The organism is Conexibacter woesei DSM 14684, from assembly GCF_000025265.1.
In the GTDB taxonomy this organism is placed as follows: domain Bacteria; phylum Actinomycetota; class Thermoleophilia; order Solirubrobacterales; family Solirubrobacteraceae; genus Conexibacter; species Conexibacter woesei.
The window spans coordinates 2,946,271-2,972,799 of sequence record NC_013739.1; the positions used below are offsets into that span (position 1 = coordinate 2,946,271).

Genomic DNA, 26,529 nt, shown 5'->3' on the forward strand with positions numbered 1-26,529 from the left:
GCGGCCCGCTCTTGACATAGGAATTGGATCCGAGTACGGTCGCGAAATGACCTCGCTTTCCACTGTCGAGCTGTTCGTCAACGGCACGCTCATGCGCGGCTTGCAGCTGCACGACAACCTCGCCGGGGCGACCTTCCTCGGCGAGCGCACGACCGTCCCGGCCTACCGCCTGCATGCGATCGACGAGTCGTATCCCGCGATGGTCCGAGACGACGAGAACGGCACGGCGATCGCCGGAGAGCTGTACGCGATGGAGCTGCGACAGCTCGCGCGCGTCCTCGAACGCGAACCGGCGGGTCTCGGCATCGGCGTGATCGAGCTCGACGACGCCGCCGGCCACCGCATCGGCGTCGTCTGGACCGGAGGCGAGCTGCCGGCGACCGCGACGGACATCACCCAGCTCGGCGGCTGGCGCGCGTACATCGCCGAGCGGTCCGCGGCGACGGTCGGCGAGGAGACGGGCAGATGACGAGAGCGATCGTCGACGCGGACGGGCCGCGCAACACGATCGGTGGCGGCATGCGCGCCGACGGCCCGACGCCGGAGGCGTTCCCGCCGCCGGAGTCGCTGCGGCCGACGCTCGTCGGCGAGCGCTACATGGTCGCCGCCGGGCATCCGCTGGTCGCGCAGGTCGCCGCGCAGGTGTTCGAGCGCGGCGGCAACGCCGTCGACGCCGGCGTCGCCGCCGGCCTGGCGAGCAACGTCGTGCAGTCCGACCAGTGCAACCTCGGCGGTGTCGCGCCGATCGTCGTCAAGCCCGCCGCCGAGGCGACCGTTCACAGCGTCGCCGGCTGCGGCTGGTGGGGCGCGTCGGCGACGATCGACACGTTCACCGCGCGCTACGGCGACGACATGCCGCTCGGCGCGCCGGTCGGGATCGTGCCGGCCGCGCTGTCGGCGTGGGTGCGAGCGCTCCAGCGCTTCGGCACCTGGACCTTCGCCGACTGCGCCGCGTACGCGATCGCCCTCGCGCGCGACGGCTTCACGCTCGACGCCCGGCTCGCCTCCTCGTTCGAGATCATGGGCGCCGGCTTCTCGCAGTGGGAGTCCTCGCGTGCGATCTACTGGCCCGCGGGACGGCCGCCGCGGGCAGGCGAGCGGCTGGTCCAGGACGCGCTCGGCCGCCTCCTGCAGCAGCTCGCCGCGGCGGAGCGTGGGGCGACCCGCGAGGCCGCGCTGGACGCCGTCCACGACGCCTTCTACAAGGGCGAGCCGGCGGAGGCGATCGCCCGTCACTCAGTCGCGAACGGCGGCTGGCTGACGCTCGACGACCTCGCCGGCTTCGACGCCGAGATCGAGCCGGCGGTTCACCGCCGGACCGGTTCCTGGGAGGTCTGGACGCCGACGACCTGGTGTCAGGGCCCCGCGCTGCTGCAGGCGCTCGCGACGCTCGACGGGTACGACCTCGCGGCGCTCGGTCACAACTCGCCGGAGTACGTCCACCTCGTCGCCGAGGCGACGAAGCTCGCGTTCTACGACCGCGAGCGCCACTACGGCGACCCGCGCTTCGTCGACGTCCCGCTCGAACGGCTGCTGTCCGACGAGCGCGCCGAGCAGGCGCGTGCGAGCATCGTCGCCGCGGAGGCGACGCCGGGGTTGAGCGCCGGAGGCGCCGCGTACGCGGGCCGCTTCGACACGACCTACCTCTGCACGATCGACGCCGACGGCAACGCGTTCTCGGCGATGCCGTCTGACACGATCGACGGCGCGCCGATCATCGAGCAGCTCGGCATCTTCATCTCGCCGCGCGGCGTGCAGAGCCGCCTCGACCCGGCCCACCCGGCGGCGCTGGCGCCCGGCAAGCGCCCGCGGCTCACGCCCGCGCCGGCGATCGCGCTCGGCGACGACGGACGCGTGCTCGCGTTCGGCTGCCCCGGCGGCGACGTGATCCTGCAGGGCATGCTGCAGGCGTTCCTGAACCTGACGGTCTTCGGGATGACGCCGCAGCAGGCGGTCGAGGCGCCGCGCTTCGCCGCCTTCGCCTGGCCGGACTCCTTCTTCCCCCACGGCGAGGTGCCCGCGCGCGTCTCGCTCGAGGGCCGCCTCGGCGACGACGTCGCCGAGGAGCTCGCACGACGTGGTCACGACGTGCGCCGGTGGCCGGACTTCGAGTTCGACGCCGGCGCCGTCTCGATGGTGCTGGACATGCAGGCGCCGGCCGACGGCCGGCGGGCGTTGGCCGCGGGTGCGGATCCGCGGCGGATCAACTACGCCCTCGGGCGCTAGGAGCGAGAGAGAGATGGATCTGAAGTACGACATGGCGCAGCTCACGCGGCGCCAGATGCTGCGCACGGCCGGCGCCGGCGCGCTCGCGCTCGGCGGCGGCAGCCTGCTGGCGGCGTGCGGCAGCTCGGAGTCGAGCTCGAAGTCGGGCTCCGGCTCGGGCGGCGAGACGGAGGTCAGCGACCAGCTCGGGTGGCTCAAGCTCTCGCAGTTCGCCGGCTTCTTCCTCGCGCAGGAGAAGGGCTACTACGAGGACGAGGGGATCGCGGCGGACATACGCGCCGGCGGCCCCAACATCATCGCCTCCCAGCTCGTCTCCAACGACAAGGCGACGGTCGGCAACGACGACAACGGCACCGTGCTGCAGGCGATCGCGAAGGGCACTCCGCTGATCATCTACGGGACGATCTTCCAGCGGTCGCCGTACGCGGTCCTCAGCCTGCCCGACGCCCCGATCAGAACGCTGGAGGACTTCGCCGGCAAGAAGGTCGCGCTCTCGCCCGCCACGCGCCCGCTGCTGGAACCGCTGCTGGAGAGCGCCGGTGTCGACCCCTCCGACGTCGACTTCCTGCCCGCCGGACCCGATCCCGCGCAGCTCGTCAACAAGCAGGTGCAGGGCTACTTCGGCTACGCCACGCAGCAGGCGGTGGCGCTGGAGCAGCAAGGCGTCGAGGTCGTGACGACGCTGCTCGACGACCTCGGCCTCGTCAACTACGGCAACGTCCTGATCACGACGCCCGACCGCGTCGAGCAGGAGCGCGACACGCTCGTGAAGTACCTGCGCGCGTCGATCAGAGGCTGGGAGTACGCGATCGCCAACCCCGAGGAAGCCGGCAAGCTGGTCGCGACGAAGTACGGCCCCAAGGGCCTCGACACCGAGACCGAGATCGCCGTCAACAAGGCGCAGGTGCCGCTGATCGAGAACCCTGCCGGGATCATGCGGATCACCGAGGAGCGGATGCAGCAGGTGATCGACTCCTACGCCGCCGGCAAGGCGCTGGAGAAGCCGCTGAAGGCCGCCGACGTGATGACGACCGAGATCCTCGACGCCGCCTACGGCGGCAAGAGAACGCTGCTGTGATCCTCGACGCGTACAACAACGCCTGGCCGGCGGGCGGCAACTCCGACTACCTCGCCGGCGACGGCTTCGGCGTCGAGCGGATGCTCGCGACGATGGACGCCGGCGGGGTCGACAAGGCGGTCGCCTGCTCGCTCGGGCAGATGATCGACAACGACTACATCCGCACGGTGCAGGAGCGCCACCCGGACCGGATCGTCGGCTTCGGCCAGGTCAACCCGCGCGCCGGCGGCGTCGCGGACGAGATCGCGCGCTGCGCCGACGCGGGCCTGCACGGCCTGAAGCTGCACCCGACGATGCACGGCTACCACTTCTGCGACCACGCCCTGCTCGACCCGGTGATGGAGGCCGCGGCCGAGCATCGTCTGACGGTGCTCGTGAACGCGCTCGACGACCCGTTCTGCGCACCGCTGTCGATCGAGGAGATCGTACGGCCGTTCCCGTCGGTCCCCGTCCTGATCGCGCACATGGGCACGATCTGGAACCTGATGGAGGCGATCCTGGTCGCCAAGCGCACGCCGAACGTCTATCTCGAGACGTCCGGCGCGCAGCTGCTCGACGTCCGCACCGCCTACGAGCAGGCCGGCGCGGACAAGATCGTGATGGGGACCGACTGGCCCGGCAACGACTTCGACCTCGAGCGCGCGAAGATCGCGCGCGCGATCCCGGACCCGGCCGACCGCGCGAAGGTGGAGGGCGGCAACCTCGCCCGTCTGCTGCGCATCGAGGAGGGATGACCCACCGTGAGCAATTCGCATGCCGCCACGATCGACGACCCGGTCGATGACGCCGCCGCCGCGCCGGCGATCGAGCTGGCGGACGTAACGCAGAACTTCGCGCTCGACGGCCTCGACTTCACGGCGCTGGAGCGGATCTCGCTCAGCATCGCGCGCGGCGAGTTCGTCTCGCTCGTCGGCCCGTCCGGGTGCGGCAAGTCGACGCTGCTGCGCATCATCGCGGGCCTGTTGGCGCCGAGCGGCGGAACGGTCTCGATCGGCGGCCAGGACCCGGCGACCGCGCGCGCCGCGCGCGAGTTCGGCTTCGTCTTCCAGGATCCGGTCCTGCTGCCGTGGCGGACCGCCCTGGAGAACGTCGAGCTGCCCGCGCTCGTCGCCAAGCAGGGGTCGAAGGCCGACCGCCGCGCGCACGCGCGCGAGCTGCTCGAACTGGTCGGGCTGGGCGACTTCGCGGCCGCGCCGCCGGCAGCGCTCTCCGGCGGCATGCAGCGGCGCGTCGGCATCGCACGCGCGCTCGCGCTCGACCCGTCGATCCTGCTGCTCGACGAGCCGTTCGGCGCGCTCGACGAGATCACGCGGCAGAAGATGAACTCCGAGCTGCTGCGGATCTGGAGCGAGCGGCGGACGACCGCGCTGCTCGTCACGCACAACGTCGGTGAGGCGGTCTACCTGTCCGACCGCGTCTTCGTGATGGCCGCACGGCCCGGGCGGATCGTCGCCGAGGTGGCGATCGACCTGCCGCGTCCGCGCACGCTCGACCTGCTCGAACAGGAGCGGTTCTTCGCGCACACGAAGGAGCTGACCCGCCTGCTGCTGCACGACGCCGAGGAGACGGCGCCATGAGCCGGGCGAGCTCGCGCCTCGTCGCCGCCGGCGCCTACGCGCTGCTGCTCGCGGGCTGGTGGGCGCTGGCGCTCGCCAACGACCATCCGGGCACGCTCTGGCCGGCGCCGCCGGACGTCGCCGAGCAGATCTGGACCGATCGCGCCGCGCTCGCCGAGAACGCCGCGGCGACCCTCCACGAGGCGGCGCTCGGATTCCTCTTCGGGCTGCTGCTCGCGGTCGTGATCGCGCTCGTCGCCGACCGCTTCCGGACGCTCGGCGAGGGGCTGCAGCAGATCGCGCTCGGGGTCTACTCGCTGCCGTTGATCGCGCTCGCGCCCGTGCTCGTGATCTGGTTCGGGACCGGGATCACGACGAAGGTCGTGATCGCCGCGCTCGCATCGTTCTTCCCGATCCTGATCAACCTCTCGCAGGCGCTGCGGCAGACCGACCCGCGCACGCTGGAGCTGATGGAGATCGCCGGCGCGAGCGGCTGGCAGCGCTTCACGCGCCTCAAGCTGCCGTACGCGCTGCCGCCGTTGTTCGCCGCGTTCACCGTCGCGGCGCCGGCGGCGATCGTCGGCGCGATGCTGGCCGAGTGGGTCGGCGCGGAGAAGGGCCTCGGGCTGATGATCCTGTTCTCGATGACGAGCTATGACGTGCCGGTCCTGTGGGCGTCGCTGATCGTCGCCTCGGCGTTGTCGCTGCTGAGCTACGGGCTCTTCTCGTACTCCGGGCGGCGCCTGTTCGGCTGGCACCCGTCCGTCCATCCCGTCCGTGCGGAGTCGAGATGACGCTCAAGCGCTTCCTGCCCACGCTGATCGCGATCGCCGTCGTGCTCGGCGTCTGGATCGCCGTCAAGGCGATCGCCCAGCCCTCCGACGACATCCTGCCGTCCCCGCTGCAGGTCTGGGACGCCGCGGTCGACGACTCGTCGACCTTGCTGAGCGCGACGAAGACGACGCTCGTCGGCGCGTTCGGCGGCTTCGTCGTCGGCAACGTCGCCGGGATCCTGCTGGCGATGACGGTCGCGGCGTCGCAGACGGCGGCGCGCGTCGTACTGCCGATCGCGCTCGTCGTGCGCGTCATCCCGGTGATCGCGCTCGCCCCGTTCCTGACGCTCGTGCTCGGCACCGGCAACGCGACGATCGTCGCGATCTCGGCCGCGATCGTCTTCTTCCCGACGCTCGTCAACGGCGTGCTGGGCTTCCGCTCGGTCCCGCCCGAGATGATCGAGCTGATGGAGATCGCCGGCGCCTCGCCGCTCGACGTCTTCCTGCGCGTGCGCATCCCCGCTGCGCTGCCGTACCTGTTCGCCGCGTTCCAGATCGGCGCGGCCGCCTGCATCCTCGGCGCGATGATCGCCGAGTGGGTCACCTCGGGCGAGGGGCTCGGCTACCTGATCCTGCAGTCCGGCGTCCAGTTCGAGGTGCCGCTGATGTGGGCCGGCGTCGTCGTCGCCGCGCTGCTCGCGCTGACGGCGTTCGCGTTCACGGGCTTCCTCGCCCGCCGCTACGCGTCGTACATGGAGCCGCGCGCATGATCGTCGATGCCCACCAGCACCTCGGCGACTGCCGCGTGTTCGACGCCGTCGTCGACGAGCAGGAGGTCGTCGGCTGCATCGCGCGGCACGACCTCGCGCACGTGCTCGCGATGCCGTTCCCCGGCGCCCAGGACGCCCACGCCGTCCACGACCGGATCGCCGCGCTGGGCGAGCGCACCGGCGGCGCCGTCCGCGGCATCGTCAACGTCACCCCGCACCAGGACGCCGGCGCCTACCGCGCCGAGGCCGAGCGCTGCGTGCGCGAGCTGGGCTTCGTCGCGCTCAAGCTGCACACGATCGGTCATGCCGTCGAGCCGGGCTCGCGCGACGGGCGGCACGTCTTCGCGACCGCCGCCGAGCTGGGCGTGCCGGTGATGATCCACACCGGCGGCGCGGGCGAGCCGTTCGCTAGCCCTGCGCACTGCCTGCCGCTGGCTCGCGCGCATCCGGACGTGACGGTCGTGCTCGCGCACGCCGGGATGGGCGTCGCGACGCGACAGGCGGGCATCGTCGCCGCGGAGTGCCCGAACGTCGTGCTGGAGACGTCGTGGTGCCCGGTGCTCGACACCGCATGGCTCGTCTCCGAGCTGGGCGCCGAGCGCGTGATGCTCGGCTCCGACGCGATCGACAACGTGCCGGTCGAGCTGGCGAAGTTCAACGCGCTCGGCCTCACCGACGCGGCGCTGGCGCGCTGCCTCGGCGGGACCGCGGCGGAGGTCTTCGGCTTGTGAGCGCCGCGCTCGCGCTGCGCGGCGGGGTCGTCGTGCTCGATGCCGACCGGCCGCCGCTGCGCGACGGCGCGATCGTGATCGCCGACGGCGCGATCGCCGCGGTCGGCCCGGCGGACGACGTGCTGCGCGCGCACCCCGGCGCACGCGACGGCGGCCGCTTCGACGTGCTGATGCCGGGGCTCGTCGACGCGCACTCGCACGCGCGCGGGACCCCGCTGGGCGCGCACGGGCTCGACGGCGGCGGCCCGCTCGAGCGCTTCCTCGTCGAGCTGGGCGTGATGACGCCGACGAGCGCCGCCGACGAGGCGCTGATCGCCGGCACCGACGCGCTCGCGACCGGCGTGACCGCGACGCAGGCGATCGTCCACACGTTCGCCGACGCCGAGGCCTACCGCGCGACGGCGCTCGACGTGCTGCGGGGACTCGGCCGCGCGGGCATGCGCGGCCAGCTCGCCCTCGCGATCACCGACCGCGACGAGTGGATGCCGGGAGACGCGCTCGCACCGCGCCGCGGCCTCGCACCGGACGCCTTCGCGCGGCTCGCGCGCGAGCTGATCGGCACGCGCGAGCGGGCTGCCGCGATCGATGCGGTCGGTCCCGTCGCGCCGCAGTGGTGCAGCGACGTCGCGCTGCGCGCGATCGCCTCCGTCGGCGCCCCGCGCCTGCACGCGCACCTGCTGGAGAGCCCGCGGCAGCGGCAGCTGGCCGACGCGCCGCCGGAGCGCGGCAGCGCGTCGAGCGACCCGCTCGCGCGGCTCGCGGCCGCCGGCCTGCTCGACCGCCGCGCCTCGCTGGCGCACGGCGTGTGGTGCGACGACGCCGATGCGGCGCGGCTCGCCGCTGCGGGCGCCGTCGTCGTCCACTGTCCCGGCTCCAACGCGCTGATCGGCGTCGGCACGCTGCCCGCGCGCGCGTTGTCCGAGGACGGCGTGCGACTGGCGTTCGGGCTCGACTCGCACACGCCGTCGGACCCTGTCGACGCGTTTGCGGAGCTGCGCCGTGCACGTGCCGTCGCGGGTGGCCTCGGCGCCCCGATCGCGCCCCGCGACGTGCTGCGGATGGCGCTCGCGGGTGGCGCGGCCGCGCTCTGCCGCGACGACGTCGGCACGCTCGTGCCCGGGGCGCGCGCCGACGTCGTCGCGCTCGCGCTCCCCGTCGCGGCGGACGCGGCGGATCCGGTCGCCGCGCTGCTGGCGCACGCGAGCCGAGACGCGGTCGCGCGGGTGTGGGTCGAGGGCGCCGTCGCGTGGCCGCTGCCGCCGGCGACCGCGGCGGAGCGCGCCGCCGCAGGCAGGCGCGTCGCCGACGCGCTCGCAGGCGACACGGCCGGCCGTGAGGCGCGGCGCGCCGCGGCGCGCCGCCGCTGGCGCGTCGTCGAGGGGTCCGCTGCGGCAGGCGACCGGCGCTGCGGCGATGATGTGTTCGTGGAGCCGGCACGATGAGCAGGGGGACGGGCAACGGCGGTGAGGGCGCGCTCGTCGAGCGCGAGCTGGCCGGCGAGATCGCCAACGCGATCATGGTCGGCGAGTACCCGCTCGGCAGCTGGCTGCGCCAGGAGACGCTGGCGACGCGCTTCGGGACCAGCCGTCAGCCGATTCGCGAGGCGCTGCGGCGGCTCGAGGTGATCGGGATGGTCGAGCTGTTCCCGCATCGCGGCGCGCGCGTGATCGGTCCCGACCCCAGCTCGATCCGCGACGCGTACCTGATCCGCGCGCAGCTGGAGAGCCTCGCGGCGCGGTTGGCCGCGACCGCGATCAGCGAGGAGCAGCTCGACGAGCTGACGGAGGTGTTCGAGACGTTCCGCACCGAGATCGTGCGTGACTTCGAGGCGGAGGGCGCGCAGCCGGCGTTCCGCGACGCCTGGGTCGCGGCGCACAACCGCTTCCACGAGCTGATCCTCGACGCGGCGAGCAACGACCGTCTCTCGCACATGGTCCGCACGCTCAACGTGACGCTGCCGCGCAACGTCACGACCGAGGTCATAGAAGGCCGCGCCGCGCTGGAGGACAACATCCGCCAGCACGATCTCGTCCTGCAGACGTTGCGGCTGCGCGCCGAGCAGCTGGCCGCGCAGGCGATGGAGGAGCACATCCGCAGCTCCGGCACCGTGATCGCGGACTGGTTCGCGCGGCGCCGCGACGACCCGCCGGCCTGAGCCCCTAGCGGGGCGCCGCCGGCGCGGCGGGCGCCGCGGGTGCGGGTGGCGCGGCCGGTCTGCGCGCGGCGTCGCGCAGCAGCTTCGCGCCGACGACCACGAGCAGGACTGCGAAGAGGGCGCGGAGGGTCGCGCCGGACAGCTGCAGTGCCAGCAACGTGCTGGCGATGCTGCCGACGACGCCGTACAGACCGATCGTCAGCCCCGCCTTGACGTCGCCGACGCCCTGCTTCGACAGCCGCCGGGTCGCGACGAGGGCGGTCGGCAGCACGACGAGCAGCGACGTCGCCTGCGCGTCCTGCTGCACCATCCCGAACGCGAGCACGAGGAACGGAACCATGAAGATCCCGCCGCCGACGCCGAGCAACCCGGACAGCATGCCGGTCGCGAAGCCGAACGCGATCAGTCCGGCGAACTCCAGCACTGACAGGTCCATCGCGGTCAGCCCTCCAGCACGATCGAGGCGGCGGCGATCAGCATGAAGATCCCGAAGGCGGCCTTGAGCACGCGGTCCGGCGCCTTCGCCAGCAGGCCCGCGCCGGTGCGCGCACCGAGCACCGCGCCGATCGTCAGGCCCGCAGCGACGAGCAGGTCGCCCTTGCCGGCACCGCCGTAGACGGCGATCGCGGCGATCGAGATGGGGATGATCGCTGCGAGGCTGATCGCGTGCGCGTCGCGCTGGCCGAAGCGCGCGAACAGCACCATCAGCGGGACCATCACGGTCCCGCCGCCGATGCCGAGCAGGCCCGACATGAAACCGCCGGCGAGGCCGATGCCGGCCAGCGTCGACCGGCTCGTGCCGGCGGCCGGCTCCTGCGTTGTCGTCGTCTCCGTCATTCCGTCTCCAAGGTCGGCTCCACGACGCCTTCGAGCAGCGCCTGGGTCTTGCGCAGGTGCTCCTCCAGCCGCTGCACGGCCGCGTCCTCGTCGCCCGCCTCGACGGCGGCGAGGACCGCGCGATGCTCGGCGGCGAACTCCTGCGGCGTGCCGCGCAGCGCGGCGGAGCGGCGCACGTAGCGCTCGGCTCCGGCCCACAGCTGCGCGATCAGGTGCAGCGTCCACGGCGACTCCGCGGCTTCGTAGATCGCGAAGTGCACGATCCGGTGCTGGGCGTACGCCTCGCGGCTGCGGCCCGCCTCGAACAGCGTCGTCATCGCGTCGATCGCGGCCGCGGAGCGGCTCAGCTCGGCGTCGGTGAGACGCGGGAACGCGAGCCGCAGCGCGTGCGCCTCGACGACGATCCGCGATGCGTAGACGTCGCGTGCGTCCTCGAGGCTCAGCGGCGCGACGCGCGCGCCGCGGTTGCGCTCGACCTCGACCAGCCGCTCGCCCTCCAGACGCCGCAGCGCCTCGCGGATCGGGATGAAGCTGACGCCGTGCTCGGCCGCCAGCTCGCCGAGCCGCAGGTGCGCTCCGGCCGCGTAGCGCCCGTCGAGGATGTCCTCGCGCAGCTCGCGGTGGACGTGCTCGACGAGGCTGCTGCCGCCGGCCTGGCGGCTCATGCCGGCTCCCGTCCCTCGATCGCCGTGCCCCACGCGGCGACGAGCCGTTCGAGCACGCGCGCGGCGGTCACGAGCTGCTCGATCTCGACGTGCTCGTCGGAGACGTGCGCGTGGCGCGGCAGGCCCGGGCCCCAGACGGTGCACGAGCTCGACCCCGTCAGCGCCGCGATCATCGACGCGTCGGTGTAGGCCTCGTGGCCGTCCTCGCCGCCCTGGGCGAGTCGCGCGCCGTCGTGGACCTCCTCCCAGGCGGCGCGCAGGCCTTGCACGATCCGCGCGCCGGGGTCGGCGACGACCGGCGGCCGCCCGACTCCGAGCGGGCGCAGCTCGCAGCTGCTGCCGGGGAAGCGGGCGACGACGCCGTCGGCGATCTCGCGCACGAGCGCCATCGCGTCGGCGGGCTGGGCGGGCGGGACGACGCGCACGTCGAGCTCGGCGCGGCACGCGCCTGGGATCACGTTCGTCGCGACGCCGCCGGCGATCACGCCGCAGGTCGTGCGCGGCGGGCCGAGCAGCTCGTGGGGCGGGGCCAGCTCGCCGACGCGCTCCTTCAGCTCGCAGACGATCAGCGCGGCAAGATGGTTGGCGTCGACGCCGTCGCGGTGCGCGCGCCCGGCGTGGCCCATCACGCCGTGCGTGACCAGCTCGATCCAGCGCAGGCCGACCTGCGCGATCCGCAGGCGCAGCGCGGTCGGCTCCAGCGCGACGAGCTGGTCGGCGGCCGTGACGAGCCCGCCCTCGACGAGCGCGTGCGCGCCGCGCATCGACGCGCCCTCCTCGTCGACGGTCGCGGCCAGCACGACGTCGCCGGCCGGAGGCGCCTGCCCGGCGAGCGCGTCGAGCAGCCCGACGGCGACGGCGAGGCCGGCCTTCATGTCGCACGATCCGCGGCCCCAGACCGCGCCGTCGCGCACCTCGCCGCCGAGCGGCTCGACGCTCCAGTCGACGCCGACCGGGACGGTGTCCATGTGGGCGCTGAGCACGAGCCGCGGCGCGTCGCCGCGGCCGGCGACGGTGAACAGCAGGTTCTCGCCGCCGCCGGGGACCGACTGGCGCACGGTCCGGATGCCGGGGAGGTCGAGCCGGCGGGTCAGCCAGGCGCCGACGCCGGCCTCCATCGGCCCGGGGTTCTGCGAGTCGATCCGGACGAGCGCCTGCAGGTCGGCGACGAGCGTCTCGGCGGTGACGGCGCTCATCCGGTCAGCGCTCCCGCGTCGACGTTGACCGATTCGCCGGTGATGCCGGACGCCAGCGGCGAGGCGAGCCAGACCGCGACGGCGCCGACCTCCTCGACGGTCACGAGGCGCCGCGCCGCAGCGCTCTGCGCGTAGTCGCTCAGCACGGCGTCGGCGTCGCGGCCCTCCAGCGCGCCCTGCGCCTCGGCGACGCCGCGCAGCATCGGCGTGTCGACGTTGCCGGGGCAGATCGCGTTGACGCGCAGCCCGCGCGGCCCGACCTCGGCCGCGAAGCACTCGACCGCGCCCTGGAGCGCGAACTTCGACGCGCAGTAGGCGATCGCGCCGGCCTCGCCGTGCTTGCCGGCCGTCGAGGACAGGAACGTCAGCACGCCCGGCCGCGCGGCGGCCGTCATCTGCGCGCCGAACGCGGCCGCGACGTGCAGCGCGCCGTGGAGGTTGACCGCGAGCGTGCGGTGGTATGCGTCCCAGTCGAACGCGAGCAGCTCGAACGTCGGCGCGAGACCGGCCGCGTAGACGACCGAGTCGACGGCGCCCGCGGCGGCCGCGGCGCGCTCGACGGCGGCGCGGTCAGTCACGTCGAGCGCGTCGGCGGCGTGCGGTCCGCCCGGCAGCGCGTCGCGGAGCGTCTGCGCCGCGGCGGCGTCGAGGTCGAGCGCGGTCACGTGGGCGCCCGCGGCGGCGTAGGCGCGGCAGACGGCGGCGCCGATCGCGCCGCCCGCGCCGACGACGACCGCGCGATGACCGTCGGGAAGCGACAGGCTCATGCGAGCAGTCTCTTCGCGGCGCTGGCGATCGAGTCGGGCGACGGGATCACCGCGCGCTCGAGTGTGGCCGCGGCCGGGATCGGCACGTCGGGCACGGCGTGGCGGCCGACGGCGCGCAGGCCGCCGAGCCCGACGCGCTCGACGACGCGCGTGATCAGCTCGCCCGAGAGGCCGAAGCTGAGGTAGTCCTCGTCGACGACGAGCAGGCGGCCGGTCTTCGCCGCCGACGTCGCGACGGTGGCGACGTCGAGCGGGACGACGGTGCGGAGGTCGATCACCTCGGCCTCGACGCCGTCGGCCGCGAGCGCGTCGGCCGCTTCCAGCGCCGTCGTGACGGTCAGCCCGAGCGTCGCGATCGTGAGGTCGGAGCCGTCGCGCACCGTCGCCGCCTCGCCGAGCGGGACGACGTAGCGCTCCTCGGGCACCTCGGCGCCGTGGCGGTACTGGTCGGCGCGCTGCACGAGCAGCTGCTTGTGCTCGATGAAGACGGTCGGGTTGGGGGAGGCGAGGCTGGCCGCCATCAGGCCCTTGTAGTCGTATGGGTTCGACGGCACGACGACCTCGAGGCCGGGCAGGTGCGCGAACAGGCCCCAGAGGCACTGCGAGTGCTGTGCCGCGGCGCCGAGGACGCCGCCGGCCGTCTTGAAGACGATCGGCTGCTCGACCGCGCCGCCGGACATGTAGCGGTTCTTCGCCGCGGCGTTGTAGACCTGTTCGAGGCAGACGCCGATGAAGTCGACGAACATGATCTCGATCAGCGGGCGGTAGCCGGCGAGGGCCAGTCCGACGCCCATGCCGGTGAACGCCATCTCGGCGATCGGCGTATCGCGCACGCGCGTCTCGCCGAAGCGCTTCTGCAGGTCGCGGGTGGAGCCGAAGACGCCGCCCATGCGGCCGACGTCCTCGCCCAGCACGACGATCTTCTCGTCGCGCTCCATCTCGAGCCCGATCGCCTCGGCGACGAAGACGGAGGTCGGGCGGTTGCGCAGGGTCGGTGCGTTCGTGGAAGCGCTCATGCGAAGACGTGCTCCAGTGCGGTGGTCGGGTCCGGCATCGGGTCCTCGCGGACGGAGCGCAGCAGCTCCTGCATCTCCTCGCGCGCGGCCGTGTCGATCGCGTCGAGCTCGTCGCCGGTCGCGACGGCGGCGGCGGTCAGCCGTGCGCGCGCCACCAGCAGCGGATCGCCGTCGCGGCGGATCTGCTCGTGCTCGGCTCTGGTGCGGTAGATCTGCGGATCGCCTTCGTAGTGCCCCTGGAAGCGGAAGCAGGTGGCCTCGAAGACGCACGGCGCCGACGCCGCGCGGGTCTCGGCGACGAGCCGGCCGAACGTCTCGGCGACGGCCTCGGCGTCGGTGCCGTCGACCGTCTCGCCAATGCAGTCGTAGGCGGCGGCGCGCTCGGCGATCGTCGCGGTCGGGATCACGTCCTCGCTCGAGACGCTGATGCCGTAGCGGTTGTTCTCGACGACGACGACGAGCGGCAGCTCCCACGCCGCCGCGATGTTCATGCACTCGTGGAACGTGCCGTGGTTGGAGCCCGCGTCGCCGGTGACGGCGACGGCGATCGCGTCGCGCCCTTCGGCGGCGATCGCGTAGGCGTACCCGAGCGCGACCGGCAGGGAGGCGCCGACGATCCCCGTCGCGGAGAAGTTGCGAGCCGGGTCGAACGGGTGCATGTGGCCGCCGTAGCCGCCGCACAGCCCGGTCGTGCGCTCGTAGATCTCGGCCATCAGCGCGCGCGGGTCGACGCCCTTGGCGAGCGCGTGGGAGTGGTTGCGATGCGTGCTCACGAGCGCGTCGTCCTGGCGCAGGGAGCCGGCCATCCCGGCGGCGATCGCCTCCTGGCCGATGCCGGTGTGCAGCTCGCCGTGGATCTCGCCGGTCGGGACGCCCTCCAGGCAGGCGAGATCGAACTCGCGCATGCGCGCCATCCAGCGGTAGCGGTCCAGCGGGGTGGGGCTGCTCATGACGGGGAGACCTCCTCGAGCTCGAAGACGGAGCCGGCCGGCTCGCGCACGTAGACCGCGCGGCCCTCCGGGAAGCGCACGACCTCGCCGACGCGTGCAGCGCCGAGGCGCTCGACGTGCGCGAGCGCTGCTTCGAGGTCGTCGACCTCGAAGCAGACATGCCCGTGGCCGACGCGGGTGGGAGCGTCGTCCTCGCGGCCGGCGGGGACGCCGCGGAAGGCGATCAGCTCGATCATCTGCTCGGTGCCGGGCAGTCGCAGCTGGGCGAGGTCGGCGCCGACGCCTGCGACGCCGACGGTCCGGCCGATCAGGTCGGTCATGCCGTGGTCGACGAGGACGGGGTGGGCGCCGAACGCCGCGCTGTAGAACGTGACCGCGCGGTCGACGTCGTCGACCGCGAGCGATGCGTGCGCGAGACGGAAAGACGGCCGTCGCGCGGCTGCGGAGGTCGGCTCCACGGGGTGCGCGTCGGCGGGTTCAGGGGCTTGCGATCCGGCCATTCGCATTTTATATTATAAACTGCTGGAGGGTGTCAAGGACCCCCGCTCGCCCCGTCGCGAAAGGAACCCGCCGTGCCCGATGTCGTGATGCCCCGCCTGTCGGACTCGATGGAGGAGGGCACGATCATCAAGTGGTTGAAGGCCTCCGGCGAGGAGGTGGCGCGGGGCGAGGAGCTTGTCGAGATCGAGACCGACAAGGCGAACATGACCTATGAGGCCGACGCCTCCGGCACCTTGGAGATCGTCGCCGAGGAGGGCGCCACGCTGCCGATCGGCGAGCCGATCGCGCGGCTGGCCGGGGGCGAGGAGCCGGCGCGGGGCGCTGCGCCCGCACCCGCCGCGGAGGCGCCCGCCGCTCCGACCGCGACCGCTGCCGGCGGCGACAGAAACGGCCGCGTGAAGGCCTCGCCCGTCGCGCGGCGGTTGGCGAGCGAGCTGGGCGTCGACCTGGCCGGTGTCGTCGGCTCCGGCCCGGGCGGCCGGATCGTGAAGGCCGATGTCGAGGGTGCCGCGAAGGGCGGCACCGAGACTGCCGCGGCGCCCGTCGCCGAGCCGCCTGCTCCCGCCGCTCCTGCTCCCGCCGCTCCCGCTCCCGCCGCGACACCCGGCCCGGTCGTCTCCGGCGATGCCGGATCCGGGAAGGGTGAGGTGACGGTCCAGGAGCTGACGCGCACGCAGCAGGTGATCGCGCGGCGGATGGCGGAGTCGAAGGCGACGATCCCGGACTACACCGTGACGACCGAGGTCGACATGGAGGCCGCGGTCCAGTTGCGCGAGCAGATGAAGGCCGCCGCGACCGAGACGCTCCGCGCGCCGTCGTTCAACGACATGGTCGTCAAAGCCGCCGCGTTGGCGCTGCGGGAGATCCCGAAGGCCAACGGCGGCTACAGAGACGGCAAGTGGGAGCTCTACTCGCGCGTCAACGTCGGGATCGCGGTCGCGACCGACGACGCGCTGATCGTCCCGACCGTCTTCGACGCCGACAAGAAGGCGCTCGGCGAGATCTCCCGCGACGCACGCGCGCTCGCGGCGCGCGTGCGGGCCGGCAGAATCACACCGCCGGAGCTGTCGGGCGCGACCTTCACGGTCTCCAACCTCGGCATGTTCGGCACGACCGAGTTCACCGCCGTGATCGTCCCCGGCCAGGCCGGCATCCTCTCCGTCGGCGCGCTGCGCGACACACCCGTCGTCAGAGGCGGCCAGATCGTCCCCGGCAAGCGCATGAGCGTCACCATCACCGCCGACCACCGCATCCTCAACGGCGCCGAAGCCGCCCAATTCATCGCCCGCATCCGCGAACTCCTCGAAACACCCTTCTCGCTCGCGCTCTAGCAGCGCCTCACGACCCGGCGTCCGCGATCGTCATCCGCACGGGCGTCGGGTCGAAGCCGTTGCAGGGGTTGTTGACCTGCGGGCAGTTGGAGACGAGCACGAGCACGTCGACCTCCGCCCGCAGCGTCACCGTCAGCCCCGGTGCGGAGATGCCGTCGACGATGCCGAGCGTCCCGTCCTCGTCGACCGGCACGTTCATGTACCAGTTGATGTTCGAGACGAGGTCGCGCTTGGTCAGCCCCCAGCGTGCGCCTTCGCGCAGGAAGTTCTCCACGCACGCGTGCTGGTGGCGCGTGTGGTGGCCGTAGCGCAGCGTGTTCGACTCCTTCGAGCAGGCGCCGCCGACCGTGTCGTGGCGGCCGACGTCGTCGCCGACGACGGTCATCAGCGGGTTGCCCTCGTTGGAGAGCAGCACCGATCCGGTCGTGAGGAAGATCGATCCCTGCCGGACGATCGTGTCCGGCGCCGAGTAGCGCTCGGCGGTGTCCTGCGCGCGGTACAGCAGGCAGTCGACCGCCTGGTTGCCGTGGAGGTCGGCGATCGACAGCGTCTGGCCGGCGCGCACGACCCCCGACCACGGCCCGCGGGCCGCAACGGTCTCCTCGCGCACGCTCATGCCAGCCCCCGCGCGTCGGCGTAGTCGGCGGTGTTGAGGAAGGCGCGCTCCAGCTCGGGCGTGGAGGACCACAGCGGATCGTCGGGCCCGGTCGGCTCGCCGCGCCAGGCGAGCAGCTCGAGCGTCGAGCAGGTGTAGCGCTCGCGCGGATCGAGCGGGTGCGGCACGTTCGCGACGAGCGCGACGACGGGCAGCTCGCAGCGCAGCTCGACCGTCGTGCCGGCGCGCGGCGCGCCGTCGAAGCGCAGGCCGCCGTCGGCCTCGACGCGGACGCCCTTGAAGAACGACAGCGACGGGGGGATGTCGCGCGGTCCGAGGCCGTGCTTGGCAGCGGCGAGGATCAGCAGCTCACGTCCCGCGGGCGTCGCGCTGTGCGCGCTGCCGTCGCCGTAGCGGGCGACGTTCGCCGGTGCGGTCGACGTGCCGCACAGCGCGTCGTGCGCTCCCGAGGAGTCGGCGACGATCGTCGCCAGCACGCGCCCCTGGTCGCTCAGCAGCGGGTGGCCCGCGCCGAGGTACGCCTGCCAGGGGACCTTCACGGTGTCGGCGACGTTGAGCCGCTCCCACGGTTGGTCGGCGTTGTAGAGCAGGACGTGGGCGCACGCCTCGCCGTCGCGGTCGCGCAGCCGCAGCGTCGTGCCGCGTGCGAGGACCTTCGAGCTGTAGCCGCCGGCGGCGATCCGCTCGGCCCAGGTCAGCGCGGCGGGGGAGACGCCGTCGGGCACGTCGTCCCACGACGACGCCGGCAGCACCGGCATCGCCTCGGTCCGTGTGCCTGCCTGAGCGCGCGCATGCTCGCGCGCGGCCCATGTGGTGTTCGTCAGCGGCTCACTGCTCATCGGTGTGACCTCTCCTCTCGAAACCAACGCGAGTGGGTCGTCCGGACCCGCTCGATCGCCGCGTCCAGCCGTCCGTCGGGCGGCGTCGCGGCTGCGCGCAGCTCGGCGTCGCCCTCGAACGGGTCTGCGACGCCCGCGTCCTCGCCGGCGATGCCCTCCAGCACGCGCAGCGCGCACAGCGGCGCGTAGAGCAGGCTGTAGCCGCCCTCCACGCAGACGACGAGGCGCCCTTCGCAGACCTCGTCCGCCAACGCCGCGATGCGCGCGCCGAGCGCGCGGAAGCCGGCGGCGGACACCAGCATCCGGCCCATCGGGTCGAAGATCCCGATGTCCTGCCCGGCGGCGACGACGATCGCGTCGGGCGCGAAGCGGCGCGCGATCGGGGCGACGACGGCCTCCAGCACGAGCAGGTAGCCGTCGTCGCCGACGGCGGGCGGAAGCGGGACGTTGACGGTTGTCGAGTCGGCGCCGCGGCTCGCGACGTCGCCCGCGTGGTCGGGGTACCAGCCGTCCTGGTGGATCGAGAGCGCGAGCACGCTCGGGTCGTCCGCGAAGATCTGCTCTGCCCCGTTGCCGATGTGGACGTCCCAGTCGACGATCAGCACGCGCTCGGCGCCGCGCGCACGCGCGTGCGCGGCCGCGCACGCGACCGTGTTGAGATAGCTCGAGCCGGCGGCGAGTGCGCGCTCGGCGTGGTGGCCGGGCGGGTGGGTCTGCGCGAACGCGCGCCGCACGCGGCCGTCGAGCACGGCGTCGACCGCCGCCACTCCGCAGCCCGCCGACAGGCGCGCCGCGTCCGCCGTCGCGAACGTCACCGGCGCGAAGTCGAACGCCCACGGGCCGCCGGCGCTCGCGGCCTCGAGCGCGGCGAGGTACGCGGCGTCGTGCACCGCCAGCAGCGCGCCGTCGGGTGCCGGCGCGACGTCGAGTCGCGCGAGCCGGTCGAGCAGCCCGCTCGCCTCGACCAGCTCGTGCGCGGCGGCGCAGCGGGCGGGTCCGGCGATGTTGTCCTCGCCCAGCGCGACGGCCGCTCCGGCCGTGCGCAGCATCGTCGGCGGGGGATCGTGGCGGAGCGTCTGTGGGGCGAAGGCGTAGCCGATCATCGTGAGCGAAGACTACAGAAGACAAATGGTTGACATCAAACGTCTGACAAACTATCTTCGCCCCATGAGCGAGGGAGCTGACGTGATCGAGCCGCTGGACACCGGCCTGCTGCCCCAGCGCGTCAAGGCGCGGCTGGTGGACGCGATCGTCGACGGGGCGTTCGCCGGCGGCATGCTGCCGAACGAGACCGAGCTGGCGCGCATGTTCGGCGTCAGTCGCCCGACCGTCCGCGGCGCGCTGCGGTCGCTGGAGGGGGAGGGCCTGATCACCCGCCGTCGCGGCATCGGCACGCGCATCAACCCGCACGTCGCGCGCTCGCGCGTGACGCTCAACCGCGTCGTCGGCTTCTGGGACCTGATCCGCGAGGCCGGCCACGAGCCCGGCATCTCCTACACGCGCATCCGCCGGGCGCCCGCGTCGCTCGAGGTCGCGACCCGCTTCGCCTGCGACCCGGGGGAGCCGCTGCTGCTGATCGACCGCCGCTTCACCGCCGACGGCGAGCCGGCGATCGCGGTCACCGAGATGATCCGGCGCAGTCACCTGCGCAGGGACGTCGAGCCCGACGACGTGCAGGAGTCGATCTTCGACTTCGCCGACGCGCATGCGACCGCGCCGATCGACCACACCGTCGTCGAGGTCACCCCGGTCGTCGCCGGGCCCGAGCTGTGCGAGCTGCTGTCGATCGCCGAGGGCGCGCCGCTGCTGCGGCTGATCGAGACCCACTACTCGCGCGAGGCGACGCTGCTGATGGTCAGCGACATCCACGTCGTCGACCGCTTCGTCCGCTTCAACGTGATTCGGCGCCGCGCGTGACCGAGCCGCTTCTGCACGTCGAAGGGCTGCGGCTCGAGATCGCGACCGCGCGCGGGACCGTCGTCCCGAGCGACGACGTCAGCTTCGCCGTCGCGGCGGGCGAGGTCGTCGGCCTCGTCGGCGAGTCGGGCTCGGGCAAGACGATGACCGCGCTCGCGACGATGGGGATGACGCCGGCCGCGTGCGTCCGCACCGCCGGCCGGATCGTCTTCGACGGCCGCGACGTCGCCGCCGCCGGCGAGGCGGAGCTGCGCCGGCTGCGCGGCGGGAAGATCGGCTACGTCGCGCAGGACGCGACGACGGCGCTGAACCCGGTGCTGCGGATTGGGACGCAGATCGTCGAGACGCTGCGCGCCCACCTCGAGCTGGACCGCGCCGCCGCGCGCGCCCGCGCCGCCGAGCTGCTGCGGTCGGTCGGCATCCCCGAGCCCGAGGCGCGGCTGAAGGCATACCCGCACGAGCTGTCGGGCGGCATGCGCCAGCGCGTCGCGATCGCGATCGCGATCTCGTGCGAGCCGCGCCTGGTGATCGCCGACGAGCCGACGACGGCGCTCGACGTCACCGTCCAGGCGCAGGTCGTCGACGTGCTCGTGCGCTCCGCGCGCGAGCGCGGCGCGGCGGTGCTGCTGATCAGCCACGACCTCGGCCTCATCTCCGCGGTCACCGATCGGACGCTCGTGATGTACGCCGGGCGGCTGATCGAGGAGGGCACGACGCGGCGCGTCGTGCACGCGCCGCGCCACCCGTACACGCAGGCCCTGCTGACCGCGACGCCGCGGATTCGCGGCGCGAAGGCCGCGCGCCTGCCCGCGATCCCGGGGCGTCCGCCGGACCTCGCGGCGGTGCCGGCCGGCTGCCGCTTCGCGCCGCGCTGCGCGTTCGTGCAGGAGCGCTGCCGCGCGGAGGAGCCGCGCCTGCGTCACGACGCGCCCGCCTGCTGGTTCCCGCGCCCCGCGCCGGCCGGCGGCGGCGCGGCGTCCGAGCGGACGGAGGCCGGCCGTGTCTGAGACACCGCTGCTGCAGGCCGACCGGCTCGTGCGGCACTTCCGCACGCCGCAGGGCAAGGTCCAGGCGGTCGACGGCGTCTCGCTGACGATCGCGCGCGGCGAGGCTGTCGCGCTCGTCGGCGAGTCGGGCTCGGGCAAGTCGACGCTCGCGCGGATGCTCGTCTGCCTGGAGCAGCCGACGAGCGGCGCGCTCCGCTTCGGCGAGCACGACGTCACGCGCGGGCGCGGCGCCGGCCTGCGCGCGGTCCGTCGCAACGTCAGCATGGTCTTCCAGGATCCGTACGCGTCGCTCGACGGTCACCTGCCGATCGGGCGCTCGGTCGAGGAGCCGATGATCGTCCACCGGATCGGCACCGCCGCCGAGCGCGCCGCGAAGGTCGCCGAGCTGCTCGACGCCGTCGGGCTCGACCCCGAGATGGCGAGCCGCCGGCCGACCGCGCTGTCGGGCGGCCAGCGCCAGCGCGTCGCGATCGCCCGCGCGATCGCGCTCGACCCGGAGCTGGTCGTGCTCGACGAGCCGGTCTCGGCACTCGACGTCTCCGTCCAGGCGCAGGTGCTCAACCTGCTGGCGGATCTGCGCGAGCGCTACGGCCTCGCGTACCTGTTCGTCTCGCACGACCTCGGCGTCGTCCGCCACGTCGCCGAGCGGACCGCGGTCATGCAGCTCGGCCGCATCGTCGAGGAGGGGCCGACCGAGCAGTTGTTCGCGGAGCCCCGACACCCGTACACGATCGCGCTGCTGTCGAGCGCGATGGAGATCGACGCCGAGGACGAGCGGATCGTGCTCGACGGCGATCCGCCGAGCCCGCTGCGGCCGCCGTCCGGCTGCCGCTTCCGGACTCGCTGCTTCCGCGCGGACGCCGTCTGCGCGGAGCAGGACCCCGCGCTGCGCGGGGAGGGCGACCGTGGCGTCGCCTGTCATCACCCCGGCCCGCTCGCCGCACGCGAGCTCGCGGGCCGGACCTGACGTAAGGAGAGGACATCGTGGTGAGGTTGAGCAAGTCGGCCACCGCCCTGGCGGTGCTGGTCGCGGCGTGGTCTTTGGCCGCATGCGGAGGCGGGGCGAAGGTAGGGGACTCGACGTCGGACGGCGGTGGCGGGGCGTCGACCGGCGCGTCGTCGAGCGGAGGGACGTTGACGGTCGGCCTCGACTCCGATCCGGCGTCGCTCGACCCGACCGGCGACACCGGCTACGCGGGCTCGCTCGTGACGCCGCAGATCTTCGAGACGCTCGTCGTCGCGGACGACGACGGCACGATCGGCCCGGGCCTCGCCGAGAGATGGACGGTCTCGAGAGACGGCCGGACCTACACGCTGACGCTGCGCAAGGGCGTGAGATTCCACGACGGCACGCCGCTCGACGCGAGAGCGGTGGTCGCGAGCCTCAGACGCAGCGCCGGAAGAGCGTCGCCGTGGGCGGCCGACCTCGCTCCGATCACAGCGATGAAGGCGACCGGCGAGGACACCGTCGTGCTGACGCTCGACAGACCGAACGCGCCGCTGCTGTCGACGCTCGCCGACAAGCCGGGCATGATCGCCTCGCCGACGGCGGTCGAGCAGGCGGGCAGACGGTTCGGGTCGCAGCCGGTCGGAACCGGTCCGTTCGCGTTCGACCACTGGACGCGCAACCAGGAGCTGATGCTGAGACGGAACCCCGACTACTGGGACGCCGGCAAGCCGAAGCTCGACGCCGTCGTCTTCAAGCCGCTGCCGGATCCGACGCAGAAGGTCACCAACCTCGTCGCCGGCCAGGTGCAGACCGTCGACTACGTGCCGCCGGAGCTGATATCTCGCGTCGAGGGCGCGTCGAACCTCGAGCTGGAGCAGGGCCCCGGACCGTACAACTCGGTCGTCTACGTGCCGATGAACGCGGCGCGGCCGCCGCTCGACGACGCGAACGTCCGCCAGGCCGTCTCGCTCGCGATCGACCGCGACTCGATCGTCAGAAACGTCGCCTTCGGAGCCGGCACGCCCGCGCGCTCGATGCTCTCGCCGACCTCGTGGGGCTACAGCGACGAGATTCCGGCGATTCCGTACGACCCTGCCAGAGCGAGAACGCTGCTGGGCGGGAGAGAGGTGAAGCTCGAGCTGCAGGTGCCGCCGACCTACACGCAGGCCGCGCAGGTGATGAAGCAGAACCTGGCCGAGGCCGGGATCGACGTGACGCTGCGGCGGATGGACTGGGGCCAGCTGATCGACGGCTTCTACAAGGGCGACTTCGACATGCAGGTGCAGGACCTGCTCGGGATGCAGCGCTCCGACCCCGACGGCGCGCTCAGCAGCTTCTACGCGCCGGACGGCTCCAACAACGGCGCCGGCTTCTCCGATCCGCAGATCACCGCGCTGCTCGACAGAGCCCGCTCGGGCGGCGACGAGGCGCAGCGCAGACCCGAGTACGTCGAGATCCAGCAGCTCGCGCAGGAGCAGAGCCCGTACGCGCCGGTGTACATCCCCAACCAGGTGCGGGCGTGGGACAGCAAGGTGCAGGGACTCGGCCTCAGCAACGACGGCGTCCTGCACCTGACCGACGTCACGATCGGCTGAGCGGGAGGACGGCGACGTGCTCACCTTCGTCCTGCGCCGGCTCGGACAGCTGCTCGTCGTCGTCCTGCTGGCGTCGATCGTGCTGTTCGCGGCGCTCCAGGTCGTCCCGGGCGATCCGGCTCGCCGGATCCTCGGGACGCACGCACCACAGGAGCAGGTCGACGCCAAGCGCGCCGAGCTGGGGCTCGACCGCCCGCTCGTCGAGCAGTACCTCGACTTCGCGGGCGGCGTGCCGGCCGGTGACCTGGGCACGTCGCTCGGCGCCGGCCAGTCGGTCGCCGACCTCGTGAGCGCGGGTCTGCCGATCACGCTCCAGCTCGTCCTGCTCGCCCTCGCGATCGCGCTGGCCGCGGCGATCCCGATCGCGATCGTCAGCGCCGCGAAACCGGGCGGGTGGGTCGACAACGCGCTCACGGCGGTGACGATCGTCTCGACGTCGGTCCCGACGTTCGTGTGGGGGCTGTCGATGGTGCTGCTGTTCTCGGTGACGTTCAAGCTGCTGCCGTCGTCCGGCTACGTGCCGTTCGGCGAGGACCCGGTCGGCTGGCTGAAGTCGATGACCATGCCGGCCGTCGCGCTCGCGCTGCCGTCGATCGGCACGCTCGGACGGGTCGGGCGCGCCGCGCTGCTGGAAAGCATGCGCGAGCCGTTCATGCACTTCGCGCGCAGCAAGGGGCTCGGCCGCTGGCGGCTCTATCTCGTCCACGCGCTCAAGCACGCCGCGGTCCCGATCGTGGCGGTCGCCGGTGCGGAGTTCGCCTACATCCTCGGCGACGCGGTGGTGGTCGAGTGGATCTTCGCGCTGCCTGGCACCGGCAAGCTGATGGTCGACGCCTTCGCCCAGCGCGACTACCCGATCATCCAGGGCGTCGCGCTCGTCTACACCGTGCTCGTCGTGCTCGGCGGACTGCTGGCCGACGTGCTGCAGGCGAAGCTCGACCCGCGGATGCGACTGGGGGTGCGGACCGCATGAGCGTCGTGAGCGTTCCCGGCGCGGCGGCCGTGCCGCGCGCGCGGCGGCGACCGTGGCAGGGGCTGCGACCGCTGGAGATCGGCGCGGCGGTCGTGCTGAGCCTGATCGTGCTGATGGCGGTCGTCGGACCGCTGATCGCGCCGTACGACCCGACGCTGCAGCGGTTCTCCGACGGCATCCTGCAGCCGCCGCTGACCGCCGGCCACCTGCTCGGCACCGACCAGCTCGCGCGGGACCTGCTCTCGCGTCTGATGGCGGGCGCGCGAACGTCGCTGGCGATCGCCGGCGGGGCGACGCTGATGGGTCTGGTCGTGGGCGTTCTGATCGGCGTCGTCGCGGGCTTCCGCGGCGGGATCGTCGACACGGTCCTGATGCGCGTGATGGACGCGATGCTGGCGTTCCCTGCGCTCGTGCTGGCGCTCGTGATCGCGGCCAGCCTCGGCCCCAACGGCCGCAACACGGCGATCGCGATCGCGGTCGTGCAGGTGCCGGGCTTCGCGCGCGTCGCGCGGTCGCTGACGCTGCGCGAGCGCGAGCGCGACTACGTCAGCGCCGCGCGCGTCTCGGGCGCCTCCGCGGCGCGGATCGTGCGCGTCCACGTGATCCCGAACGTGTGGGGACCGATCGCCGCGCAGGCGGTGCTGGCGCTCGGCCACGCGGTGCCGTCCGAGGCGGCGCTCAGCTTCCTCGGCCTCGGCGTGCAGCCGCCGACGCCGTCGTGGGGCAACATGATCGCGGAGGGCTACCAGTACCTCGACAAGTCGGCGTGGCCGATGCTGCTGCCGGCGATCTGCATCGTGCTGACGGTCGGATCGATCAGCGTGCTGGCGGACGCCGCCCGGCGGCGCTCGCAGGAGGGATGAGATGACGACGCTCACTGCTGCCGCGGCCGCCGAGGTCGAGCCGACGCTCGCGCTGCTGGAGGCGCTCGTCGCGCAGCGCTCGCTGGAGGGCGAGGAGGCGGCGATCGAGCGCTGCCTGGAGCTGATGCACGACGCGGTCGCTCCGCTCGCCCGCGAGGTGACGCGGCCGGTGGTCGACGGCCTGCCCGCGTTGATCGCGCGCTTCGGCGACGGTCCCGTCGCGCAGCGGGTCGCGCTGTCGGGCCACGTCGACGTCGTGCCCGCCGACGGCGCGTGGGCGAGCGATCCGTTCACGCCCGCGCGGCGCGGCGCCGTGCTCGCCGGTCGCGGGACGTGCGACATGAAGGGCGGCGTCGCCGCGTTCGCCGGCGCACTGCGCGCGCTGTCGGCGGCGGGGCTGCTGGAACGCTGCTCGGTGGAGCTGGTGCTGACGGCCGACGAGGAGGTCGGCAGCCGGCGGGGCCTGATCCCGCTGCTGGAAGCGGGCGCGGTCAGCGCGACGAGCGCGATCTGCGGCGAGCCGACCGGGCTCGACGTCTACCTCGGCAACCGCGGGCTGATCTGGGCGGCGATCACGGTCACCGGCCGCGGCGGCCACGCCGGGCAGGCGCACGCGCTCGCGAACCCGATCGCGGTCGCGAGCGAGCTGATCGCGGCGCTGCACGCGGTCGAGCTGCCGGTGCGCGACGAGCGCTTCGATCCGCCGGCGCCGAGCCTCACCGTCACCGGCGTCGAGGGCGGGCCGGCCGCCGAGGCCGTCAACGTGATCCCCGATCGCGTGGTCCTGGGCGTCGACCGGCGGCTGCTCCCGGCGGAGGACGTCGACGCCGCGGTCGGCGTGCTGCGCGAGACGGTGGCGCGTGTCGTCGGCGAGCCCTACGGCCATGCGATCGAGCTGCTGCGCACGTGGCCGGCGTACGCGATCGAGCCGCAGGAGCCGATCGCGCAGGCGTGCGTCGCCGCCGCGCGCGCTGCCGGACGCCCGGGCACGCTCGGGATGGACAGCGCCGCGAACGACTCGTCATGGCTGGACCGCGCCGGGATCCCGACCGTCCTGCTGGGCCCCGGCGCGCCGGAGCAGGCGCACGTGACCGACGAGCACGTCCCGCTCGCCGACGTCGCCGACGCGATCGCGATCTACGCCCACGCGATCGCCGCCCGTTCGAGCGGCCGAGATATCGCCTGATATCCAGGGGGCATGCCAGACGTGCGCCAAGC

29 protein-coding genes are annotated in these 26,529 nt (G+C 73.4%); 18 read left to right on the plus strand and 11 right to left on the minus strand.

Translation table 11 applies throughout. The features are described from left to right. Nucleotides 1-46: 46 nt before the first annotated feature. Genes CWOE_RS13745 through CWOE_RS13790 form a run of 10 tightly spaced genes read left to right on the plus strand, consistent with a single transcriptional unit; the run spans nt 47 to nt 9,289 of the window. Nucleotides 47-469: an allophanate hydrolase-related protein gene (locus CWOE_RS13745; RefSeq protein ID WP_012934226.1), complete on the plus strand. Its 423-nt coding sequence runs from the start codon at nt 47-49 to the stop codon at nt 467-469. Further along, entirely contained in the window at nt 466-2,226 is a 1,761-nt protein-coding gene (locus CWOE_RS13750) for a gamma-glutamyltransferase family protein (protein ID WP_012934227.1), read from the plus strand. Before CWOE_RS13745 ends, CWOE_RS13750 begins: the two co-directional genes overlap by 4 nt. 13 nt (nt 2,227-2,239) lie before the next feature. Next, nucleotides 2,240-3,304, plus strand: a complete 1,065-nt coding sequence (locus tag CWOE_RS13755) for an ABC transporter substrate-binding protein (RefSeq protein ID WP_012934228.1) — start codon at nt 2,240-2,242, stop codon at nt 3,302-3,304. Continuing rightward, entirely contained in the window at nt 3,301-4,038 is a 738-nt protein-coding gene (locus tag CWOE_RS13760) for an amidohydrolase family protein (protein WP_012934229.1), read from the plus strand. The genes CWOE_RS13755 and CWOE_RS13760 overlap by 4 nt, the downstream gene beginning before the upstream one ends. Before the next feature lie 6 nt (nt 4,039-4,044). Further along, on the plus strand, nt 4,045-4,881 hold the full coding sequence (locus CWOE_RS13765) for an ABC transporter ATP-binding protein (protein ID WP_012934230.1): 837 nt from the start codon (nt 4,045-4,047) through the stop codon (nt 4,879-4,881). Beyond that, nucleotides 4,878-5,654 (plus strand): ABC transporter permease, encoded by a 777-nt coding sequence (locus tag CWOE_RS13770; protein WP_012934231.1) that lies wholly within the window; start codon nt 4,878-4,880, stop codon nt 5,652-5,654. Before CWOE_RS13765 ends, CWOE_RS13770 begins: the two co-directional genes overlap by 4 nt. Then, nucleotides 5,651-6,403: an ABC transporter permease gene (locus CWOE_RS13775; RefSeq protein ID WP_012934232.1), complete on the plus strand. Its 753-nt coding sequence runs from the start codon at nt 5,651-5,653 to the stop codon at nt 6,401-6,403. Before CWOE_RS13770 ends, CWOE_RS13775 begins: the two co-directional genes overlap by 4 nt. Continuing rightward, entirely contained in the window at nt 6,400-7,134 is a 735-nt protein-coding gene (locus tag CWOE_RS13780) for an amidohydrolase family protein (RefSeq protein ID WP_012934233.1), read from the plus strand. The genes CWOE_RS13775 and CWOE_RS13780 overlap by 4 nt, the downstream gene beginning before the upstream one ends. Further along, nucleotides 7,131-8,576: an amidohydrolase family protein gene (locus CWOE_RS13785; RefSeq protein ID WP_012934234.1), complete on the plus strand. Its 1,446-nt coding sequence runs from the start codon at nt 7,131-7,133 to the stop codon at nt 8,574-8,576. Before CWOE_RS13780 ends, CWOE_RS13785 begins: the two co-directional genes overlap by 4 nt. Continuing rightward, entirely contained in the window at nt 8,573-9,289 is a 717-nt protein-coding gene (locus tag CWOE_RS13790; protein WP_012934235.1) for a GntR family transcriptional regulator, read from the plus strand. Before CWOE_RS13785 ends, CWOE_RS13790 begins: the two co-directional genes overlap by 4 nt. 4 nt (nt 9,290-9,293) lie before the next feature. Here CWOE_RS13790 and CWOE_RS13795 read toward each other — a convergent pair whose 3' ends face one another. The 8 genes from CWOE_RS13795 to CWOE_RS13830 are packed head-to-tail and all read right to left on the minus strand — an operon-like array spanning nt 9,294 to nt 15,178. Continuing rightward, complete coding sequence (locus CWOE_RS13795) at nt 9,294-9,725, minus strand: sulfite exporter TauE/SafE family protein (RefSeq protein ID WP_012934236.1); 432 nt, start codon at nt 9,723-9,725, stop codon at nt 9,294-9,296. 5 nt (nt 9,726-9,730) lie between these two features. Further along, nucleotides 9,731-10,126 (minus strand): sulfite exporter TauE/SafE family protein, encoded by a 396-nt coding sequence (locus tag CWOE_RS13800; RefSeq protein ID WP_012934237.1) that lies wholly within the window; start codon nt 10,124-10,126, stop codon nt 9,731-9,733. Further along, nucleotides 10,123-10,791, minus strand: coding sequence for a GntR family transcriptional regulator (locus CWOE_RS13805; RefSeq protein ID WP_012934238.1), 669 nt, complete (start codon nt 10,789-10,791; stop codon nt 10,123-10,125). Before CWOE_RS13805 ends, CWOE_RS13800 begins: the two co-directional genes overlap by 4 nt. Continuing rightward, complete coding sequence (locus CWOE_RS13810) at nt 10,788-11,987, minus strand: M20 family metallopeptidase (RefSeq protein ID WP_012934239.1); 1,200 nt, start codon at nt 11,985-11,987, stop codon at nt 10,788-10,790. Before CWOE_RS13810 ends, CWOE_RS13805 begins: the two co-directional genes overlap by 4 nt. Continuing rightward, on the minus strand, nt 11,984-12,754 hold the full coding sequence (locus tag CWOE_RS13815) for an SDR family NAD(P)-dependent oxidoreductase (protein ID WP_012934240.1): 771 nt from the start codon (nt 12,752-12,754) through the stop codon (nt 11,984-11,986). Before CWOE_RS13815 ends, CWOE_RS13810 begins: the two co-directional genes overlap by 4 nt. Further along, on the minus strand, nt 12,751-13,770 hold the full coding sequence (locus CWOE_RS13820; RefSeq protein ID WP_012934241.1) for an alpha-ketoacid dehydrogenase subunit beta: 1,020 nt from the start codon (nt 13,768-13,770) through the stop codon (nt 12,751-12,753). Before CWOE_RS13820 ends, CWOE_RS13815 begins: the two co-directional genes overlap by 4 nt. Then, complete coding sequence (locus tag CWOE_RS13825) at nt 13,767-14,720, minus strand: thiamine pyrophosphate-dependent dehydrogenase E1 component subunit alpha (protein ID WP_012934242.1); 954 nt, start codon at nt 14,718-14,720, stop codon at nt 13,767-13,769. The genes CWOE_RS13820 and CWOE_RS13825 overlap by 4 nt, the downstream gene beginning before the upstream one ends. Further along, the gene (locus CWOE_RS13830; protein WP_041730494.1) at nt 14,717-15,178 is read right to left on the minus strand and encodes a VOC family protein; all 462 of its coding nucleotides are present in this window, start codon (nt 15,176-15,178) and stop codon (nt 14,717-14,719) included. Before CWOE_RS13830 ends, CWOE_RS13825 begins: the two co-directional genes overlap by 4 nt. 114 nt (nt 15,179-15,292) lie before the next feature. Here CWOE_RS13830 and CWOE_RS13835 point away from each other — a divergent pair, with 114 nt between their 5' ends. Then, nucleotides 15,293-16,552 carry a dihydrolipoamide acetyltransferase family protein gene (locus tag CWOE_RS13835; protein WP_012934244.1) on the plus strand — a complete coding sequence of 420 codons (1,260 nt, stop codon included), beginning with the start codon at nt 15,293-15,295 and terminating at the stop codon, nt 16,550-16,552. Between the two features lie 7 nt (nt 16,553-16,559). Here CWOE_RS13835 and CWOE_RS13840 read toward each other — a convergent pair whose 3' ends face one another. Genes CWOE_RS13840 through CWOE_RS13850 form a run of 3 tightly spaced genes read right to left on the minus strand, consistent with a single transcriptional unit; the run spans nt 16,560 to nt 19,110 of the window. Beyond that, the gene (locus CWOE_RS13840; protein ID WP_012934245.1) at nt 16,560-17,168 is read right to left on the minus strand and encodes an urea amidolyase associated protein UAAP2; all 609 of its coding nucleotides are present in this window, start codon (nt 17,166-17,168) and stop codon (nt 16,560-16,562) included. Beyond that, on the minus strand, nt 17,165-18,007 hold the full coding sequence (locus CWOE_RS13845) for an urea amidolyase associated protein UAAP1 (RefSeq protein ID WP_012934246.1): 843 nt from the start codon (nt 18,005-18,007) through the stop codon (nt 17,165-17,167). The genes CWOE_RS13840 and CWOE_RS13845 overlap by 4 nt, the downstream gene beginning before the upstream one ends. Then, nucleotides 18,004-19,110 carry an arginase family protein gene (locus CWOE_RS13850; protein WP_012934247.1) on the minus strand — a complete coding sequence of 369 codons (1,107 nt, stop codon included), beginning with the start codon at nt 19,108-19,110 and terminating at the stop codon, nt 18,004-18,006. The genes CWOE_RS13845 and CWOE_RS13850 overlap by 4 nt, the downstream gene beginning before the upstream one ends. Nucleotides 19,111-19,174: 64 nt before the next feature. On the opposite strand from CWOE_RS13850, the gene CWOE_RS13855 reads away from it, so the two are divergent. The 7 genes from CWOE_RS13855 (at nt 19,175) to CWOE_RS13885 (ending at nt 26,497) form a co-directional block, all read left to right on the plus strand. Beyond that, nucleotides 19,175-19,924, plus strand: coding sequence for a GntR family transcriptional regulator (locus tag CWOE_RS13855; protein ID WP_012934248.1), 750 nt, complete (start codon nt 19,175-19,177; stop codon nt 19,922-19,924). Beyond that, complete coding sequence (locus CWOE_RS13860) at nt 19,921-20,931, plus strand: ABC transporter ATP-binding protein (protein WP_012934249.1); 1,011 nt, start codon at nt 19,921-19,923, stop codon at nt 20,929-20,931. Before CWOE_RS13855 ends, CWOE_RS13860 begins: the two co-directional genes overlap by 4 nt. Then, nucleotides 20,924-21,898, plus strand: coding sequence for an ABC transporter ATP-binding protein (locus CWOE_RS13865; RefSeq protein ID WP_012934250.1), 975 nt, complete (start codon nt 20,924-20,926; stop codon nt 21,896-21,898). Before CWOE_RS13860 ends, CWOE_RS13865 begins: the two co-directional genes overlap by 8 nt. A gap of 167 nt (nt 21,899-22,065) precedes the next feature. Continuing rightward, nucleotides 22,066-23,475: an ABC transporter substrate-binding protein gene (locus CWOE_RS13870; RefSeq protein ID WP_041730496.1), complete on the plus strand. Its 1,410-nt coding sequence runs from the start codon at nt 22,066-22,068 to the stop codon at nt 23,473-23,475. Between the two features lie 16 nt (nt 23,476-23,491). Continuing rightward, nucleotides 23,492-24,448 carry an ABC transporter permease gene (locus CWOE_RS13875; protein ID WP_012934252.1) on the plus strand — a complete coding sequence of 319 codons (957 nt, stop codon included), beginning with the start codon at nt 23,492-23,494 and terminating at the stop codon, nt 24,446-24,448. Next, nucleotides 24,445-25,311 carry an ABC transporter permease gene (locus tag CWOE_RS13880; RefSeq protein WP_012934253.1) on the plus strand — a complete coding sequence of 289 codons (867 nt, stop codon included), beginning with the start codon at nt 24,445-24,447 and terminating at the stop codon, nt 25,309-25,311. The genes CWOE_RS13875 and CWOE_RS13880 overlap by 4 nt, the downstream gene beginning before the upstream one ends. Nucleotide 25,312: 1 nt before the next feature. Beyond that, nucleotides 25,313-26,497, plus strand: a complete 1,185-nt coding sequence (locus tag CWOE_RS13885; protein WP_012934254.1) for a M20 family metallopeptidase — start codon at nt 25,313-25,315, stop codon at nt 26,495-26,497. Nucleotides 26,498-26,529: the final 32 nt, after the last annotated feature.

Bases quoted from the DNA above. Each gene is read 5' to 3' on its own strand.
- CWOE_RS13745 (WP_012934226.1), top strand. From the start codon at position 47: ATGACCTCGCTTTCCACTGTCGAGCTGTTCGTCAACGGCACGCTCATG.
- CWOE_RS13750 (WP_012934227.1), top strand. From the start codon at position 466: ATGACGAGAGCGATCGTCGACGCGGACGGGCCGCGCAACACGATCGGT.
- CWOE_RS13755 (WP_012934228.1), top strand. From the start codon at position 2,240: ATGGATCTGAAGTACGACATGGCGCAGCTCACGCGGCGCCAGATGCTG.
- CWOE_RS13770 (WP_012934231.1), top strand. From the start codon at position 4,878: ATGAGCCGGGCGAGCTCGCGCCTCGTCGCCGCCGGCGCCTACGCGCTG.
- CWOE_RS13775 (WP_012934232.1), top strand. From the start codon at position 5,651: ATGACGCTCAAGCGCTTCCTGCCCACGCTGATCGCGATCGCCGTCGTG.
- CWOE_RS13780 (WP_012934233.1), top strand. From the start codon at position 6,400: ATGATCGTCGATGCCCACCAGCACCTCGGCGACTGCCGCGTGTTCGAC.
- CWOE_RS13790 (WP_012934235.1), top strand. From the start codon at position 8,573: ATGAGCAGGGGGACGGGCAACGGCGGTGAGGGCGCGCTCGTCGAGCGC.
- CWOE_RS13795 (WP_012934236.1), bottom strand. From the start codon at position 9,725: ATGGACCTGTCAGTGCTGGAGTTCGCCGGACTGATCGCGTTCGGCTTC.
- CWOE_RS13800 (WP_012934237.1), bottom strand. From the start codon at position 10,126: ATGACGGAGACGACGACAACGCAGGAGCCGGCCGCCGGCACGAGCCGG.
- CWOE_RS13805 (WP_012934238.1), bottom strand. From the start codon at position 10,791: ATGAGCCGCCAGGCCGGCGGCAGCAGCCTCGTCGAGCACGTCCACCGC.
- CWOE_RS13810 (WP_012934239.1), bottom strand. From the start codon at position 11,987: ATGAGCGCCGTCACCGCCGAGACGCTCGTCGCCGACCTGCAGGCGCTC.
- CWOE_RS13815 (WP_012934240.1), bottom strand. From the start codon at position 12,754: ATGAGCCTGTCGCTTCCCGACGGTCATCGCGCGGTCGTCGTCGGCGCG.
- CWOE_RS13820 (WP_012934241.1), bottom strand. From the start codon at position 13,770: ATGAGCGCTTCCACGAACGCACCGACCCTGCGCAACCGCCCGACCTCC.
- CWOE_RS13825 (WP_012934242.1), bottom strand. From the start codon at position 14,720: ATGAGCAGCCCCACCCCGCTGGACCGCTACCGCTGGATGGCGCGCATG.
- CWOE_RS13840 (WP_012934245.1), bottom strand. From the start codon at position 17,168: ATGAGCGTGCGCGAGGAGACCGTTGCGGCCCGCGGGCCGTGGTCGGGG.
- CWOE_RS13845 (WP_012934246.1), bottom strand. From the start codon at position 18,007: ATGAGCAGTGAGCCGCTGACGAACACCACATGGGCCGCGCGCGAGCAT.
- CWOE_RS13850 (WP_012934247.1), bottom strand. From the start codon at position 19,110: ATGATCGGCTACGCCTTCGCCCCACAGACGCTCCGCCACGATCCCCCG.
- CWOE_RS13855 (WP_012934248.1), top strand. From the start codon at position 19,175: ATGAGCGAGGGAGCTGACGTGATCGAGCCGCTGGACACCGGCCTGCTG.
- CWOE_RS13880 (WP_012934253.1), top strand. From the start codon at position 24,445: ATGAGCGTCGTGAGCGTTCCCGGCGCGGCGGCCGTGCCGCGCGCGCGG.
- CWOE_RS13885 (WP_012934254.1), top strand. From the start codon at position 25,313: ATGACGACGCTCACTGCTGCCGCGGCCGCCGAGGTCGAGCCGACGCTC.